Here is a 16,437-nt window from a genome sequence, read left to right on the forward strand (position 1 = left end):
TTCCTCATTAAATGATGAACTATTGGGCGGCATACTATCTTTATTTATAATGAACACCAGTTAGCAACCATCACTTTTACTGATATGTTAAATCTTGAATATGTCCGCATGTTCGTTATCGCCGCAGAACAAGGCTCGTTTTCTGCCTGTGCCCGCAAGACAGGGAAAGTGCAGTCGGCGGTGAGTCAGGCAATCAATAATCTTGAAATTGACTTAGGCGTGACATTGTTCGACCGCACATCCAGACAACCTGTCCTCACAGAAGCAGGAACACGCCTGTTGAAAATGGCCCAGGGTCTGTTAGTGCAAGCCGATGAGCTGTCGAAAACAGCTGCGGCAATTAGCCAGTCTCAGGAAACGCGGCTGAGTATCGCCATCGACGACGGTATGCTGACACCTGCCATTTATGCGCTCATTGCCAGACTCGAAAGCCGCTTTTCCACACTGGAATTAGACTTCGCTACCCTTCCTTCTCACGATATCGCTCTCGCGGTTGAAAGCGGTAAAATTGACCTGGGTCTCATGTTTTCGGAAATTGAATCCATGAAAACCACAGACTTCTTCTTCGTTGCCAATGTACCTTTTGTCGCGGTGTGCCACCCGTCACACCCCCTCGCAGAGGCCAGCAAGATTTCTTCTACAGCACTGTTGCAGCACAAACAGATAGCCGTTCGCGGCAGCGCAAAACGTGAATCTCAATTCTTAATCAGCATGGCATCTAACGTGTGGTGGTGTTCAGGCTACCAGCACGCGCTGTCATTACTTCTGCAGGGAATTGGCTGGGCATACCTGCCAGCATTTATGGCTAAGGATGCGCTAACAACCGGCAAACTCAAACCAATGGACATGGTTTTTGATCATAAAACCTGGAGCGTACCGGTAGATATCATCACGCCACGGGGCCGCCAGCACGGACCCGTAGTGCAATGGTTTAGCAATGAGTTAAAGAAGACGCTGGCAACTGAGTTTTGATTTCGCTGCAGGAACTGAAAACTTCAGTTGCGGAATAAATCACCAACATTGATTTACAAAATCATAACCCGATTAACAAATTTATAAACAGATAATTTCAACCCTTTAAATAGAATTCAAATTCCATTTAACAATCAGGCAGACAAAAATGCTTTCAATGACTGATTTAGAAATAGAATGAGGATTCAATGAAGGGCAAACGGATATTACTAGCAACAGCGGTTTCAGCTGCATGCCACCAGACAGCATGGAGTCAGGAGCCCGCGACAGTTGAAGAAGATGTAGAGATCATCGAAGTTACCGCACAGAACCGGGTACAGTCGATTGCAGATGTACCTATCTCTATGAATGTACTCAGCGGTGAATGGTTAAAAGACAACGCTATCAGCGATCTGCACGGCATTTCAAAGCTGTCTCCTGATTTTTCCATTACTCAGGACACCATTTCCACCAAGGTATCACTACGCGGTATCACCACAGAAAGTGCCGACGAGACTCAGGATCAGTCACTGGCGGTGAGCATCGACGGCGAATATCTGAACCGTCCAAGGGTGCTTAATGCAGCCCTGTTCGACATCTCCCGAATCGAAGTTTTGCGTGGTCCGCAGGGCACACTATTTGGCAGAAATGCCACCGGCGGCGCACTCAGTATTGTATCGAACAAGCCTGTTTTCGGTGAATGGTCAGGCTCTGCCTCTGCTGATTTCGGCTCGTTTAACGCCAGAGAGCTGAATGCAGTGTTAAATGCGCCGTTAGGCGACAACGCCGCCGTCAGATTTGCCGGCTTCAGCTCAGACAGAGACGGTTATATTTCTCACCCGGATGTGTCGTTTAAGTCTGGCGATAAAGATGTAAAGGCTGCGCGACTATCTTTTGCGGCAGAACCCACGGAGCGGTTGTCGTTGTACCTGGCACTGGAAACCTCGCAACAGGAAAATAATCCGGTATCAGCAGCGTCGTTCAATGATGCGACCGAAGGCCAGTCCGATCTTAACGGGCAATGTAATGAAGCCGCCGGCTGGATTGAAGTTACACAAATTGAAGGTAACGTGCTGTGTTCTCCGCAATTTACCAATAATAAAGATGCTATCGATCCCCGAAACTACCCGGCTGCGACAACCGCAGAAATGGGATCCTATCAGCTTCAGGGTGACGCTGTTCGCGGGCAACTGGACTATGCCGCTGACGCATTCACCGTTTCATATCGCGGGGCTTTCCGCCAGAGCGAACTCCGTGCAGCTGAGACGCTTTTCCCCAGCTATCTGTTCTATCGTAACCACGACATAGACACCATGAGTAACGAACTCAGACTGAGTGGCGGCGAAGGCGATTTCTTCTGGCAGGGCGGCATTTTCCAGTTCAGAGAAGAAATGAATATCTACTCCGGTTTGCTTTCCTATATCGGAGCCTATCCCTTTGGTCCTCAGGGCTACTGGGCAAATACATTTTATCGTCCTGACTACACCTCTGAATCGGTAGCCGCATTCGGACAAGTGGAATATCCACTGGCTGATAATTACACCGTGATTGCCGGATTCCGCTATACCAAAGATGAGAAGACCGGCACGAATACTATTTTGCCCGGCGCCCTCACCTTTGACGAGAATCCCACACTACGTCCAAAGGAAACCGAAGGGGCCACCACTGAATTATTGTCAGCAAAGAACAATGAATTCACCTGGAACCTGGGTCTGAACACGGATATTTCAGACAACACCATGCTCTACGGAAAAGTGAGTAAAGGTTATAAAGCCGGTGGCTTCGACAGTACAGGTTTGGAGTATGCGCCTGAGATCCTTTATGCCTGGGAAATAGGCACCAAGTCCCGTATTTCCACAGTGTCTTTCGATGCTTCCGCTTTCTATTACGACTATAAAGATCTTCAGGTTTCTCTACTACTGGACACAGAAAAAGGTGCGCAAACCTTTAATGCCGGTAAAGCCACAATCTGGGGTGCAGAAGCATCACTGACGACAGAAATCATGGATGCAGGAGTGCTGACCCTGACGGCGAATTACCTGAATGCAGAGTTCGATGATTTCGCTTCTGCTATCAGTGTGCAATGTCTTGGCGGCTGCTCAACCACCACAGTAACAGTGATTGACGGAGAAACAGTCAACCTTGCCGGGAACGAGCCATCAAATTCGCCGGACTGGATTTTCACCGGGTCTTACACCCATTTCTGGGAATTAAGTAACGGCTCACTGGTGGGCAACATATTCATCCGCTGGAAAGACGACTACTACCTGCTGCCTTCAAACCACGAAGACGCCCGCCAGGAAAGCTATTTCCAGACCGATATCAGCCTTAAATACGTTTCCCCTTCAGAGCAGTGGGAAGTTCAGGGCTATGTAAGAAACCTCGAGGACAACTACGTACTCAGCAGCTATGTATTCAATGTTGCTGGTCCTGACGACGTGCAGCAGTGGAGCTGGCAACTGCCCCGCACTGCAGGTGTGAAAGTCACTTATAAATTCTACTAAAACAAGGACAGAAACCATGAAAATTAGAAAGCTACTATGCGCAGTAAGTTTATTGCTGCCACTGATGCATTCTGCATTGGCAGCAGAAGCCGAAAGCACTGTTATACCGGTACCGGATTACCGTCCGCCTGAAACCGTTCAGAAAATTTCGGTGCCAATAGTCCCCGACGCTGAACGCAGCAAGGTATTGATCGTTGCCGGTGAAAACTCTTATGAGCACGACTGGACCGGTGTTAACGCCAGGCTCCGCACCATGATGCTGGACTCGGGCAAATTGGATGTGCGGGTTATTGAAGACTTCTCCGTTGCCACACTGCCCATGCTGAAAAAGTATGACGTGGTATTTCTGAACTACCTGGGCAAATGGAATTACACCGATGAAAATGAAAATCGCTGGAGCGAAACGGCTCAAAAAGCGCTGTTCGACTATGTAGCGCAGGGTGGCGGCCTGGTGATCTACCACAGTTCATTTAATATCGGCTCGCCCTCCTGGCCTGAGTACGAAAAGCTTGCCGGCGGCACCATGCGCCCGTTTCACGGCAGCCGGCGCTCACCGCCAGATGCCTTCCGCGTACATGTGACCGACCGTGATCACCCTGTCACAAAAGGCATGCGCGAGTATTTCTGGACCTTCATGGATGATATGTACACCAACATGTACTGGCATCCTGATGCCAAAGTGCATGTTCTGGCCACCGCCTACGATGATGCTGCCAACTATCAGCAAAAGTATGCGGGCCCGAAATATCCGCCGCATTTGTACACGGATGAAAAGCTGAACAATATGCAGGGCATGAATGCGGAAAATCCACAAGTGTGGACGGTGGATTACGAAAAAGGCCGAGTATTCTGTATTGCTCTGGGCCATGGCCCTGACACCATTGTCTACGACGGTGTGAAGTCACTCATCCTGCGTGGTACAGAGTGGGCTGCTACGGGTGACGTTACCATTGATGTACTTGAGAAAGCGGCTGCGTTTAAAGAGTAATGTCTGCGTAACTCACTTTTACTGAAGCCCGGTATAATTGCCGGGCTTCAGCGTCCGGCGGCTGGCTACCCAGCTACTGCACGTTTATTTAAAAGGGCACAGTGGTCACAGTGCCCATTGCAATCAGCTTAGAATAAAGCTCACCGCCTCGCCGGTTCTTGCCGATGGCGCAATCCACACTCTGAATTCACCACTTTCCAGTTGTTGCGATAAATCGCGGGCAATAAAAGTCATCTGTTGCGGCTTGATGGTAAAAGAAATTGACCGGCTTTCCCCGGCAGCCAGGGTAATTTTATTAAAGTCGATGAGCTTCTGTACCGGTTGCACAACTGAGGCAAACCGGTCCTGAATATAGCACTGCACAACTTCTGTGGCTGCCCGCTTACCGGTATTCGTCACCGTAACCGATGCCGTGACCGCCTCACCCTTTTTCACTTCACTTTTATCCAGTGTCACACCGCTGTAGGTGATTTCCGAATACGTCAGACCATGTCCGAAGGGGTACAGCGCATCATCGGGAATACCAATAAAATGAGACTGGAACATATGGGTTGTACCCGGTGCCGGCGGACGACCGGAGCTTTCCCTTGCATAATAATACGGCTGTTGCCCGCTGGCGATGGGGAAAGTTACCGGCAGACGACCTGAAGGCGACTGATCGCCAAACACCACATCAGCTATAGCATGGCCGCTTTCTGTGCCCAGGAACCAGGTGACCAGAATGGCTGATGCCTCTCGCACCGCCCCTTCCAGCGCCATGGCACGACCATTTCGCAGTAATACCACCAGCGGTTTGCCGGTAGCGGCCAGTGCTTCAGCTAACGCCTGTTGTGCTGCCGGCAGAGTGATTTCTGCCCGCGATGACGCCTCACCAGACATGTTAGTGGCCTCACCAATTGCCAGCACCACCACGTCACACTGTTTAGCAGCCTCTACAGCTCGCTTTATGCCACCTTCAATGGCGGTGTCGATACCGCACCCGTCTTCAGTAAGGAGTTGCGCAGCAGGTATTTTCTCTGCAAATCCGGCTTCAAGGGACACAGACGCTTTTTGCGGTGCAAAAGGCGACCAGGAGCCGTCGATGTTTTTAAGATCCTTCGCGAAGGGGCCAATTAACGCTACTTTTTGTTTTTTACTCAGCGGCAGCACACTGCCGGTGTTTTTCAGTAGCACAACCGACTTGGTTGCAGCTTCCCGGGCCAGTGCAATATGTTCTGCCGGGGCCTGCTGCGGTGCCGCTATTTCGTCGATGCGGTGGAACGGGTCGTCAAACAATCCGGCCTGCTGTTTTACAAACAAAATGCGGTAAACGGCTTTATCCACAATGGCCTCGTCGAGCTCGCCGCTGCGCACCAACTCAGGGACATATTTCGGGAAGATGCCGCTGACCATACCAATATCACATCCCGCAGACAGCGCCAGCTTTGCCGCTGCTTTTTCATCTTTGGCATAACCATGCTTAATCAGTTCCAGTTCACTCTGAAAGTCGGAAATCACCACGCCGCTGAAGTGCATTTCGTCACGCAGTAAGTCACTTAGAATGGCCTTGTTACCGGTAGCGGGCACGCCGTCGATAGTATTGAATGACGCCATGGTAAAAATGGCACCTGCCTCAAAGGCAGCTTTGAAAGGTGGCAAATACACTTCGTGGAGCACCCGGTCAGACACGGACGTGCCCTGATAATCCAACCCGGATTCCGCCGCTCCGTATGCAAGGAAATGTTTAGGACACGCCAGTAATCCCCGTGAGTCGGCAGGGCCGCTCCCCTGGAATCCTTTGACTCTCGCCGCGGCGAATAAACTGCCTAACAGCACATCTTCACCGGCACCTTCCACCACACGGCCCCAGCGCTGATCACGGGCAATGTCCACCATGGGCGCGTAGGTCACATCAATACCCAGATTGGTGGTTGCTTCAACGGCGCAGGCCCGTGCTGTGCGTTCTGCCAGTTCCGGTTCAAAACTGGCCGCTTCCGCCAGCGGTACCGGGAAAATAGTATGGTGGCCATGAATAATATCGGCACCGAAAATTAACGGAATTTTAAGGCGGGTGTCTTTTACCGCTGCGGTTTGTGCGTAAATAACCGAATCGATGTCTTCCGGCGACGTCATCATGCCCATCATACCGCTTTTGATTTGCGCCTGCTGATTCTTCAGTAAGTCTGCCGCCTGCTCCGGTGAGAAGTTAGGCGTGAACGGATTAATCTTCTGGAAATTCGGCTGCACCATACGGGGAGACAACACACCGTCCATATGCAGTTGTCCGGCTTTTTCTTCCAGTGTCATACGGGCAATGAGGCCGGTCAGGTGTGTGTCCTGTTTGCCTTTTACCTGGCTGGCACAGCCGGAGACGGCGGCGATTACGGCAGTGGCGATAGAACCTTTCAGAAAGGTACGTCTGGTAACGTTATTATTCATGTTTGTCCTGTGAGGTTATTGGCATAGAACTGAAAAAGGCCCGCTGAGTCCGGCCATCCGGTAACTGGCATCCTGTGAGTACACGCCCGATGGAAATCCGCTTTTCACTGTGTTGTTTTTTGCCTGCCAGACAAGCTGGTTGGCCCAGTAGTTAGCCACATCAATGCGAATATGATTCTGACCCTGTTTAAACGCTTCGGGCGCAATCACCTGCCAGGGCGGTGAAAACAGTGTGCCGATGTCGTGGCCGTTAAGTGTGAATCTGGCGATATTCCCCGCGTCACCCACCGCTATGCCAACCGGTGTGGTACAACTTTCTGACACAGTAAATCCGGTCTCGTAGTGACTGGTACCACTGAACCCTTGCAGGGTTGTGTTTTCCAGTTCATTGAGTGGGGTGAGCGCATTCAGATTCACTTCCTCAAGCGGCTCGTTAGCGCTATCGAAGGTTAACGACCAGGCAGTTTGAACTTCGTATTTCTGCAGTGGCGGTTGCTGCGCCGGAACTGCGTTTTTCAGCGGTTTATCGGTAATAAAAATAAATACAGAGCCAAATGCAGGAAGCGACAGCGACACGCTACTATCCGACTGCTTAATCTCATTGACGTTTCCGTTTACTGCATCAAACCGGTAAGCAAACTTACCAGTGCGGGCCGGGGTAAAAAGTTTCTGCACTGGCATATCAGCAGCATTCACAATGAAGTAAATGTCGCCGTCATCCGTGCGACGTTGCCTTACCAGCAAATCATTTTGCGACTCTTTAAATTGCCATTGTGGCAACACACTCACCACATCCATGGCAGATTGAATGTTGTTTGTGGCAATTACGTTGGACCGTTGCCACAGGGCAGTTGCCTGGCTATGAAATGCCGCCTGATCATCAGCAAGGGACGGACTGCCAGCAGGCATTTCGCCCACAATGGTTGCGCCCTGCTCTGCCAGTTGCTCCAGTTTCTTCAGGGTTGCCTGTGTCATCAGCGAGGCATCGCCGCCAAGATAGATAAACTGATATTCCGTGCCGCCCCGGGTGAGAAGAGTTTTATTTTTCGTTACTGTTAACCAATCCAGCGCTTGCGCCGACACATAATCAAAGCTGGCTCCCTGGGGAACGTTAGCGGGTTGCTCATCACCAAATAATGATGTGACCGGCGCTTCCTCGCCAATAAAGTAAGCAAAGGTACTTACCGGCGCGCCTTGCTGCATTAAATACTGAGCGCGGGTGAGATAGGTGATCCAGGGCTTTGCCATATCGGCCCAGGTGCTGTTGCGGTTAAAGTAGTGCCCGAGTAACGGCATCATCGGCTTACCGGGTGTACCGTCAATACCTTGCGCCTGATGCACAGAGCTGTGCAACATAAACCGGTTGCCGCCATACACCAGTGCTCTGTCGGCTGCCCGCTTTAACTCCCCGGGACCAATATCCCAGGGCTGACCGAAGGCGGTCATGGCTTCAATTGCCACAATTTTTTCGCCTTTCAGCGTGGCGACAGAAGCAGCCCCTTTCACATCGGCAATGTAGGTTGGCTTAGGATTTTTTCCAGGGTCAAAGTACCAAAACGCTGCCATGGGAATACCCCCCGCCAAACGCATATCGATGTCGTTCCCAAGTTGCGGACGATGGTCTTCAAGTGCTTCGGTGTAATAATCGAGCCCGAGCTTTCCGGCTCTTGCAGAAATTGTTGCGTAGTGCGCGGTATTCAGCGTTTGTGAAAGAAAATGCCGGTAATCCCACAAGAAGCGGTCGGTTTCGGCAGCACTGCTAATCACTTCACCGGTGAGCGCAGGCAACCAGGGCGTTACATCATAGGGCATGGCTGCTGCAAAGGCCTTAAGCAGTCCGGTACCAGCATTCTGCGGCCCCGATTCGATGCTGTCACTGAGCAAACCGGTGATGCCGTCGAACAGTTCACCGTTTTCATTACTGTAAAATTGCAGATATGTATCGAGGTAACGGTTCAGTGCTTCAGCGTTAAATTTATCGGTTTCAAGGCCGGTGGCATTATGCTGTGCCGGACCATTTTCATGGCCGGTTAAGCTATATCCCAACCTGACAATGCGCCACTGTCCTGCCGGCGCCCGCCAGTTTAGTGTGCCGTTTTCGTCCATAAAGTCTGTGATATCCCGTACATCACTCACTGAAACAGCAGCGTCAGGGGCTTTCTGCACACTTAACGGGTAATAGCGGGGCGCAGCGGCAAATCCGGCTTTTTCTTCAAACGCATTTACCACCGGGCGAGCATGAAGCTGCACTTCCGATACCGCATAAGCACTGGCATGGGCAGGGAAAGGCAATTTGTTTGCCCCCTGGGCATAACTTAGCGTGTCGATAAAACCCGGCTCGGTGCTGCGGGTGAGTGAAAGGGCAAAGTAGCGTGCAGTAACGGTTTCAAACGAGGCGGTTCGGGTAAGTGAGCGTGTTGCATCTAGCACTGCCAGCGGTTTACAGCTTGCCTGCGCGTCACTTTCACAAACAAACCAGGTGGCGACCGGCGGATTGGGCGTTCCAAAACCGCGGCTGCCGGGTAAGCCGAGTGTCACGCCCTGCACACTCACGTTTTTACCGGCATCGAACTGTAAGCGCACCACACCATTATCATCAGCATCAATAGCCGTCGCTGGCCAGAAGCGTCCGTCACCCAGTTGCTCTGTCAGTGATGCCTTTCCTGAAACCTGAAGGGTAACAGGCTCATGCGCCATTACCGGGTAGGCCAGCACTTTCACGTCCCGATAAAAATCATCGATATGATGGGATGCGTGACCAATAGCCTCAACGGGAATATCTTGAAACGGTCCGGCAACGGCGGGGGGTAAAGGTAATGACGTGGTGATTTGCTCACCACCTTCTATATCAGTTTCTGACCACACCCATTTTTTCATGGCATCCTGAGGCATTACCCACGGGCCGCCAGTGGCGCTCCAGCCCGGGGATGTGGTGATCACAAAATCTAAACCCAGAGATTTCGCTTTGGCAGCACTTTGCTGAACGGCACTTTTCCAGGCTGCACTACCAAAAGTAAGCGGTGTTTCCGGTGGCGGTCCCATGCCTGCATCGAACAATTGCACGCCACCCACACCGGCAGCATGCAGCCACTCTAAATCGGCAGCGGCTTCATCGGGATTTACATCGCCGTTCATCCAGTGCCACCACGCATGGGGGGCGTAGGTTGATGAAGGCGTGCGGAAGTTGTCACTTAATGACTCTGAAGACTCAGCAAGAACCGGAGTACTAAAAATGAAAGCGAGAACCAGCAGGAAAACGCGGCGCGGGTTGAATATCATTTATCTCTCCATTGAATGTCATAACGTCAAGAAGAGAGGATATCAACCCACATAAACTTGAACCTTTACTCAAGTTTGCATTTCAGCAAATTTTTAACATTTCATACAATGGATTTCTTCAATAGCTGGACTGTGTATTTTCAATAGGTTGCAGGGCCAGGTATAGAGAGTGAGTATCGCGGACTTATTTCAGCCCGCGATAAGTAAACTGACTAAACGTAGCACTGCCTTTCCCGCAGGCAAATAATGCCGGTTTCAGCCCCTGCAGGTCATCAATGGTATTCACGTTATACCCTGAGGTCTCACTGCGCACGGTATGGCGGGTCCAGTTTTTTCCGTCTTCACTGTAGTAGAAGGTAACGATGTGACGGTCGTTACGTATTTTCATGTGAAGCCGTCTGGTTTGCGGTGCCGGCTCCCGCCAGTAGCTGGATTTACCGCCACGGTAGGTCACCATGCCTGATTCACTTTGTCCCATCCCCAGATACAAACGGTTGTTATAAAACAGCAATAAGCCCGCTTCGGTACCCGCTTCCAGATTGACGATAACACTGATTTCATAGGCCTGATCGCCAATAGTCTGCACCAACGGCGCACTGTCGGTTGGGGACGAACCGGCGGCTTTCAGTTTCAAACCATCAGGCGTATAAGTTACCCGCGACTTCTCACTGGCAGCGGCGCCAAAGAAGGTCCAGCGGGTGCCAAGGGAAGACGATGTGAAGTTGTCTGAATGAGTAAACCCATGAGGTAGCGCCTCGCCTTCTGGTTTTGGTAGCGGCAGAGATAAATCACCACCCAATGCGACAGGCCAGTTATCATCATCCCAGCCCATAGGCTCAACCAGGGTTTGTCGTCCCAACGTACGAAAACCATTTTCATAACCGTGATACACCATGTACCACTTGCCCTGCGGCCCTTCCAGCATGGTGGCATGGCCACGGGACCACCACTTTTCGTCCTCACTTTCGGTTCTGACAATGGGGTTATGCGGGCAATTTTCCCAGGGACCGTCGATGGTTTTGGAGCGCGCCACAATCACCATATGGCCGGTTGCAGGACCAGCGGTACCACCCACTGCAGACACAAGATAGAAGTAATCCCCGCGACGGAATAACTTAGGTCCTTCCAGTGCGTAGGCTTCGGTGATCCAGTCATCAGGATACTGCCAGCCATCATACACCTGCTCCAGCTCACCGATGGTCGACAGACCATCATCTGCCAGTCGAATTCGCTTAATGCCTGATGTAAACAGCCAGCGCTGCCCCTTCTCGTCCACGATGTGGCCAGGGTCAATCACACCGCCGAGGTGCAGATCAACAGGTTCGCTCCATGGGCCCTCAATGTTGTCAGCGTGAATCACCATAATATTGGCAAAACTTGCCAGTGGCGGCGACCAGGGCGCTTTCATAAACGGAATATAGATGTAGTACCGGCCGTTGTGTTTGACTAAATCCATGGCAAACACAATCCCCAACGGCTCTTCCAGCGCAGGGCCCACGGGTTGCCAGTTCACCAGATCTTTGGAGTGCCAGATTAAAATGCCCGGCGCAGCATCAAACGACGAATGGGTCATGTAGTAATCGTCACCATCCCGCAGGATTGTGGGGTCAGGATAATCTCCGGCCAGTACCGGATTCAGGTAAGTACCGTCACCCAGGTCAGCCTGACGATGCCCTTCTGCTGAACGTCGCCAAGCAGGCTGGCTTGCTGATGCCACAGACAGTCCCGGTAATAAACTCAGGCCGGTGGCCGCTCCGGTGGATAAGGAAAGAAAATCTCTGCGTGACACTGGCATGGCATTACTCCGTCTGAGGCCCGATTTTGTCGAACCTGACAATTTTTTCTGTAAAAAAAAGAATGTGTGCATTAGCATCAAAACACATAAGGGAAGCATTTTGCGTGCTAATGCACATGATGCCGGAGTGACTCAACTGGAAAAGAAGCACTTCACAGCATGCCAGATCACAACATTTTTTTAACGATTTGAAAAATCAATAACATTGATAAGAACTACCTGAAAATCAGATAGTTAAATTCCATAACAGAAAGAAGAAAAAGATGAACGAACCTGCCCGATTTCGTCAGGCACAGCAGCGCCGGAGCCGTAACGCTCAGGAAAAAATATTTGAGGTGTCTGCAAATTTACTGAAAGAAAAAGGCCCTGATGAATTTACGCTTAAAGAACTCAGTAAACTGACTGGTGTGTCAGTGGGGTCTATTTATTACCGCTTTGAAAGCAAAGAAACCCTGTTGATTGAATTACAGAAAAAAGAGTACCTGCAAGCATCGAAAGATATTGAAGCCCGGTTTCTTAAGCTGTCTGAAACCACAACGTCGTTAAAGGAAGCCATTAAGCAAGCTGGCCGTGAATACGCCGAACATTTACAAATTTTTGCGCCGCTTATCCGCGCCTTCATGAAACTCGCCCTTAGTGACAAAATCGTTTCTGAAGCCGGTACGAAAATTTATAAAAACAGTCAGGCGCTGTATGAATCACTGCTGCTGCAATTCAAAGACGAGATAAAACGGGAGAACCCGGAACGGGTAGCCCATACCTGTTTTAAAATTCTCAACACGTCGCTGGCAAGATACCTGGGATTCGGCAGCCTGGAGCCCATTACAGAAGGGTTGAGCTGGGAAGAATTGCTGGAAGAAGTGACCGAAGTGCAAACCTACTACCTGTGTTCCCCCGATCACAACGCCTGACATGGTAATCTCACCAAAACACATAAAAACGGGCCGGTATAACACGCAAATATACCGGCCCGGTGTGACTACACCCTTCCCGCCCGTAACTGCTCTGCAGCGTATGTTGCTGCTCTGGCAGTCAGTGCCATGTAGGTAAGAGAGGGATTCTGGCAGGCTGACGATGCCATGGCGGCACCGTCTGTCACAAACAAATTGGGGACATCATGGGACTGATTGTACCCGTTCAATATCGACGTTTTAGCATCTCGCCCCATACGTGCGCCGCCCATTTCGTGAATGGCTGAGCCGCCGGGGTTTGGCCGATCTGAGCCGAACAGCACATGACCACCGGCCTTCGCCACCATGGCAGCAGCTTCTTCTTTTGCTGCACTCAGTAAGTCATGTTCGTTTTTACCGAAGGCGAAATTGATGTTCAGTACCGGCAATCCGTCTGCGTCTTTTGACTGCCAGTTCTGGCTAATGGCATTGCTTTCCCTTGGCAGACACTCAGCAAAGGTTGTCAGTACGAATTTCCAGTCTGCCGGTTGCCGCAGGTTTTCCTTAAAAGCATGACCGAGTCCGGGCATGTTTCTGCCCCTGCTCCAGCTTGGCCGGTACGCGCCGCCCTGATACGAGAAGCCCCGTAAAAATTCACGCTGGTCTTCCCCCATGTTCACAAAGCGGGGGATAACAATACCTGTGGGCCTGTTGCCGTAGTAATAGTGATCATTAAATCCCGGGACTATCGAAGCAACGCCCAGAGTGGATGCGTGATCCATAATGTATTTGCCCAGCACACCGCTGTTGTTAGCCAGTCCCTGAGGAAAAGCATCAGACACCGAGCGCTGCAATAAGGCTACGGAGTTAAAGGCACCGGCACATAAAAACACCATGCGGGCAGCGTACTGTGTGCGTTTTTTATCAAGGCGGCTAATCACCGTCACCCCGCGGGCACGCTTGATCTGAGGGTCGTAGTCTACGGTTTCGACTACCGCATCGGTTTTTACCGTCAGGTTGCCTGTGGCCATTGCGGCGGGCAAAGTAGAACTCTGGGTGCTGAAATAAGCGCCGTAGGAACAGCCGCGACCGCAAATATAGCGGCTCTGGCACGCAGCGCGGCTTTCTTCCGGCTTGCTCTCAGTGAGGTTGGCCGTGCGTCCAATTGTGAGCCTGCGATCAGGATAGTGGGCAGCTATGTGTTCGCGCATATGTGTTTCAACCGGCGTTAACGCCATGGGCGGCTGAAACTGACCATCCGGCAACTGGGGCAGATTTTCTTTTGCGCCGGATACACCGATAAAGGCTTCGACTTTGTCGTACCAGCTTTCCAGATCGCTGTAACGCACCGGCCAGTCTGTGCCGTGCCCGTCTTTCACATTGGCTTCAAAGTCGGTATCACTCCAGCGATAACACTGCCGCCCCCACATTATTGAACGACCGCCCAGGTGATAGCCACGATACCAGTTAAACGCCGTATCGTTCTGCGTATGATAAGGATGCTCGGAATCTTTTACCCAGTAGTCCTGTGTCCATTCATCAAGATGAATATTGTGCTGCTGAACGGCCTGGTGTTCGTTTAGAAAAGCCTGGTCGCCCTCGCCCCGGAAAGGCAACTCCCAGGGTGCTTTCATCTCATTTTTATAGCCACTGCGGTGAGGCAGATCCCTGCCCCGCTCCAGCAACAGCACTTTCAGGCCCTGTTCACACAAGGTTTTAGCTGCCCAGCCACCGGTAATGCCGGAGCCCACAACAATGGCATCGTACTGCTCACTCATCCGAATTTTACTCCTGTCCAGTCACTTGAAAATGCGCGGGTAGACGCATCGGCGGGCACATCTGCATCGAACTTGCCGGGAATAAGCACGTAGCGTAGTTCTTCACTGCTGCCGGCTTGCGATGTGTAATAGCCGGTAACAATAAGCGCTTTGATGGCTTTCCATAACGCCAGATCGCCTTGTGGTTTCTCTGCCGGATTGCGGCTGAAGCTGCCATTGTCGATTGGGGTGAGTGCTTCAATTTGCTGCTGGTAACTTAAGGTGTTGAAGCCGGGCACGTCGCTAAGCAGTGCAAATTCAAATCGACTGAGGGCATCCACAGGCGCACCGGACAAGCCATGTTTTACGGCCACCTCAACGAATTCAGGTACTTTTACGTCAACGGCACCTGGAGTATCCGTTTGCGGGATCACAAGATCGCACAGGGTGCTCAGGAACAAATTATCCGGATTAAATGAAGGCTGCTTCTCTGCCGCTGCCCACACTTTTGCAGGTAGCACGGTGAGGCCGGATGCGGCCAGCATGCCAGTAATAAAGTTGCGGCGGGCGTGGTCAAAATGATTATTCATGGCCAGCTCCTGCTGCACTTGTATTTGCCCTTGTTGCAGAATTCGCGTCTGATGCACTCACCATACTGATTGCCAGCGGGCGGGCGAACAGTAACCAGCCACTGATAGCGGCAACAATCACACCGAATGTCAGCATGGTGGCAGCACTGCTGCCGGTTAAAACGTCCAGCGCGGTTAATACCAGCGGCGTGGCGAAATTGGCCAGCGTATACACCAGCCACCAGTAGCCGGAGTAAATACCGCTCTGACCTTTCGGAGCCATGTGCAGTACCAGTGTTAGCGCGACCACCAGCATTAAGCCGCCGCCCGCTTGCTGAATGATCACTGCGGCCATCATCATGGTTTTGGACTCTGCGATACCCAGCATAATAAGCCCTGCAGCCATCAACAACATAGCGCATACCAACCCGTAGCTAAACCGCCAGTGTTTCACCAGCCTGGCCAGCAGTGCGCCTGCGGGAGACCCGAAAATCAATCCCATAGACATGAGCTCCCCCACCACCGCCGGTGAGGTTTCGCCCATTTCACGAAGAATAAAAGACAGCTTTACCGGCACCGCATAGAAAGACAGCGAGCCCGGAATAGCAATAGCCGCCAGCAGCAACATGGTAGTAACGGGAATGCGCACCTTACTTGCCGGTGCATGATGTGTTGATGCTGCCAGCTGCTTTTCAGGCTCGAATAAAACAAAAGCGGCAGCGACAAAAATAATCAGACTGAGGCCATAGAGCCCGAAGGTATTTTGCCAGTTTGTCTGACTTACTATGCCCACTGCGTACAATAATGCTGCGCCAATTAACGGCAGGGCGACGTTTTGCCAGGCAATCCATTTCTGACGATCATCGCCGCTGAAGTAGCTGGCAGTTAATACCATGCCGCCGGTGATAATACCGGCTTCAGCCACACCCAGTAATATGCGGAAAAACAACATACCGTGCAGCGAGCTGACAAACATAGGCGCCGCCCCTACCACACCGTAAAAGGCAAGTGAAAATACCAGTACCTTTTTGCCCCCTATGCGGTTTGCAAGAAACCCTGCCACAGGAGAACATAACGCCAGACAAAGCGCGGGCGCGGTTAACAGCAGAGGAACCAGCACATTGGCATAGGGTTCACCGGCGAATTGCTGAAACAGCGAGCCGATAATGGGCGAAATCAGTACCGGCCCCAGCATGATAAATACCGGCACGAAAAGAAGAACAATGCCCTGGGGGGTATGTCGGGAAGAGGAGTCTGTCACAAATATCGTTCCTGTCGTTGAAAGA

Annotated in this window: 10 protein-coding genes; 4 read left to right on the plus strand and 6 right to left on the minus strand. The window is 51.5% G+C overall.

Going from position 1 to position 16,437, the window contains the following annotated elements:
• Nucleotides 1–84 precede the first annotated feature (84 nt).
• The 3 genes from AC4PME_RS08110 to AC4PME_RS08120 all read left to right on the plus strand — a co-directional run bounded on the left by AC4PME_RS08110 (nt 85) and on the right by AC4PME_RS08120 (nt 4,443).
• A complete protein-coding gene (locus AC4PME_RS08110; protein ID WP_491044666.1) occupies nt 85–972 on the plus strand; it encodes a LysR family transcriptional regulator in 888 nt (295 codons plus the stop codon).
• A gap of 188 nt (nt 973–1,160) precedes the next feature.
• Nucleotides 1,161–3,455 (plus strand): TonB-dependent receptor, encoded by a 2,295-nt coding sequence (locus tag AC4PME_RS08115; protein WP_491044665.1) that lies wholly within the window; start codon nt 1,161–1,163, stop codon nt 3,453–3,455.
• A gap of 16 nt (nt 3,456–3,471) precedes the next feature.
• Entirely contained in the window at nt 3,472–4,443 is a 972-nt protein-coding gene (locus tag AC4PME_RS08120; RefSeq protein WP_491044664.1) for a ThuA domain-containing protein, read from the plus strand.
• Nucleotides 4,444–4,566: 123 nt separating this feature from the next.
• Here AC4PME_RS08120 and AC4PME_RS08125 read toward each other — a convergent pair whose 3' ends face one another.
• From AC4PME_RS08125 to AC4PME_RS08135, 3 genes are all read right to left on the minus strand, one after another.
• On the minus strand, nt 4,567–6,861 hold the full coding sequence (locus AC4PME_RS08125; protein WP_491044663.1) for a glycoside hydrolase family 3 N-terminal domain-containing protein: 2,295 nt from the start codon (nt 6,859–6,861) through the stop codon (nt 4,567–4,569).
• A gap of 15 nt (nt 6,862–6,876) precedes the next feature.
• Nucleotides 6,877–10,140: a glycosyl hydrolase gene (locus tag AC4PME_RS08130; RefSeq protein WP_491044662.1), complete on the minus strand. Its 3,264-nt coding sequence runs from the start codon at nt 10,138–10,140 to the stop codon at nt 6,877–6,879.
• A 184-nt stretch (nt 10,141–10,324) separates the two neighbouring features.
• The gene (locus tag AC4PME_RS08135; protein ID WP_119499602.1) at nt 10,325–11,935 is read right to left on the minus strand and encodes a family 43 glycosylhydrolase; all 1,611 of its coding nucleotides are present in this window, start codon (nt 11,933–11,935) and stop codon (nt 10,325–10,327) included.
• Nucleotides 11,936–12,198: 263 nt separating this feature from the next.
• Between AC4PME_RS08135 and AC4PME_RS08140 the strand changes: the two genes are divergently transcribed.
• On the plus strand, nt 12,199–12,846 hold the full coding sequence (locus tag AC4PME_RS08140) for a TetR/AcrR family transcriptional regulator (RefSeq protein ID WP_119499600.1): 648 nt from the start codon (nt 12,199–12,201) through the stop codon (nt 12,844–12,846).
• Between the two features lie 68 nt (nt 12,847–12,914).
• On the opposite strand, the gene AC4PME_RS08145 is transcribed toward AC4PME_RS08140, so the two are convergent.
• Genes AC4PME_RS08145 through AC4PME_RS08155 form a run of 3 tightly spaced genes read right to left on the minus strand, consistent with a single transcriptional unit; the run spans nt 12,915 to nt 16,412 of the window.
• Nucleotides 12,915–14,603 carry a GMC oxidoreductase gene (locus AC4PME_RS08145; RefSeq protein ID WP_491044661.1) on the minus strand — a complete coding sequence of 563 codons (1,689 nt, stop codon included), beginning with the start codon at nt 14,601–14,603 and terminating at the stop codon, nt 12,915–12,917.
• A complete protein-coding gene (locus tag AC4PME_RS08150; RefSeq protein WP_491044660.1) occupies nt 14,600–15,172 on the minus strand; it encodes a gluconate 2-dehydrogenase subunit 3 family protein in 573 nt (190 codons plus the stop codon). The genes AC4PME_RS08145 and AC4PME_RS08150 overlap by 4 nt, the downstream gene beginning before the upstream one ends.
• On the minus strand, nt 15,165–16,412 hold the full coding sequence (locus AC4PME_RS08155; RefSeq protein WP_491044659.1) for an MFS transporter: 1,248 nt from the start codon (nt 16,410–16,412) through the stop codon (nt 15,165–15,167). The genes AC4PME_RS08150 and AC4PME_RS08155 overlap by 8 nt, the downstream gene beginning before the upstream one ends.
• Nucleotides 16,413–16,437 lie beyond the last annotated feature (25 nt).

It is taken from the genome of Alteromonas sp. (assembly GCF_984505615.1).

What these genes read in the sequence shown, in the direction of transcription:
- AC4PME_RS08110 (WP_491044666.1), top strand. Translation starts at nt 85, where the DNA reads ATGTTAAATCTTGAATATGTCCGCATGTTCGTTATCGCCGCAGAACAA.
- AC4PME_RS08115 (WP_491044665.1), top strand. Translation starts at nt 1,161, where the DNA reads ATGAAGGGCAAACGGATATTACTAGCAACAGCGGTTTCAGCTGCATGC.
- AC4PME_RS08120 (WP_491044664.1), top strand. Translation starts at nt 3,472, where the DNA reads ATGAAAATTAGAAAGCTACTATGCGCAGTAAGTTTATTGCTGCCACTG.
- AC4PME_RS08125 (WP_491044663.1), bottom strand. Translation starts at nt 6,861, where the DNA reads ATGAATAATAACGTTACCAGACGTACCTTTCTGAAAGGTTCTATCGCC.
- AC4PME_RS08130 (WP_491044662.1), bottom strand. Translation starts at nt 10,140, where the DNA reads ATGATATTCAACCCGCGCCGCGTTTTCCTGCTGGTTCTCGCTTTCATT.
- AC4PME_RS08135 (WP_119499602.1), bottom strand. Translation starts at nt 11,935, where the DNA reads ATGCCAGTGTCACGCAGAGATTTTCTTTCCTTATCCACCGGAGCGGCC.
- AC4PME_RS08140 (WP_119499600.1), top strand. Translation starts at nt 12,199, where the DNA reads ATGAACGAACCTGCCCGATTTCGTCAGGCACAGCAGCGCCGGAGCCGT.
- AC4PME_RS08145 (WP_491044661.1), bottom strand. Translation starts at nt 14,603, where the DNA reads ATGAGTGAGCAGTACGATGCCATTGTTGTGGGCTCCGGCATTACCGGT.
- AC4PME_RS08150 (WP_491044660.1), bottom strand. Translation starts at nt 15,172, where the DNA reads ATGAATAATCATTTTGACCACGCCCGCCGCAACTTTATTACTGGCATG.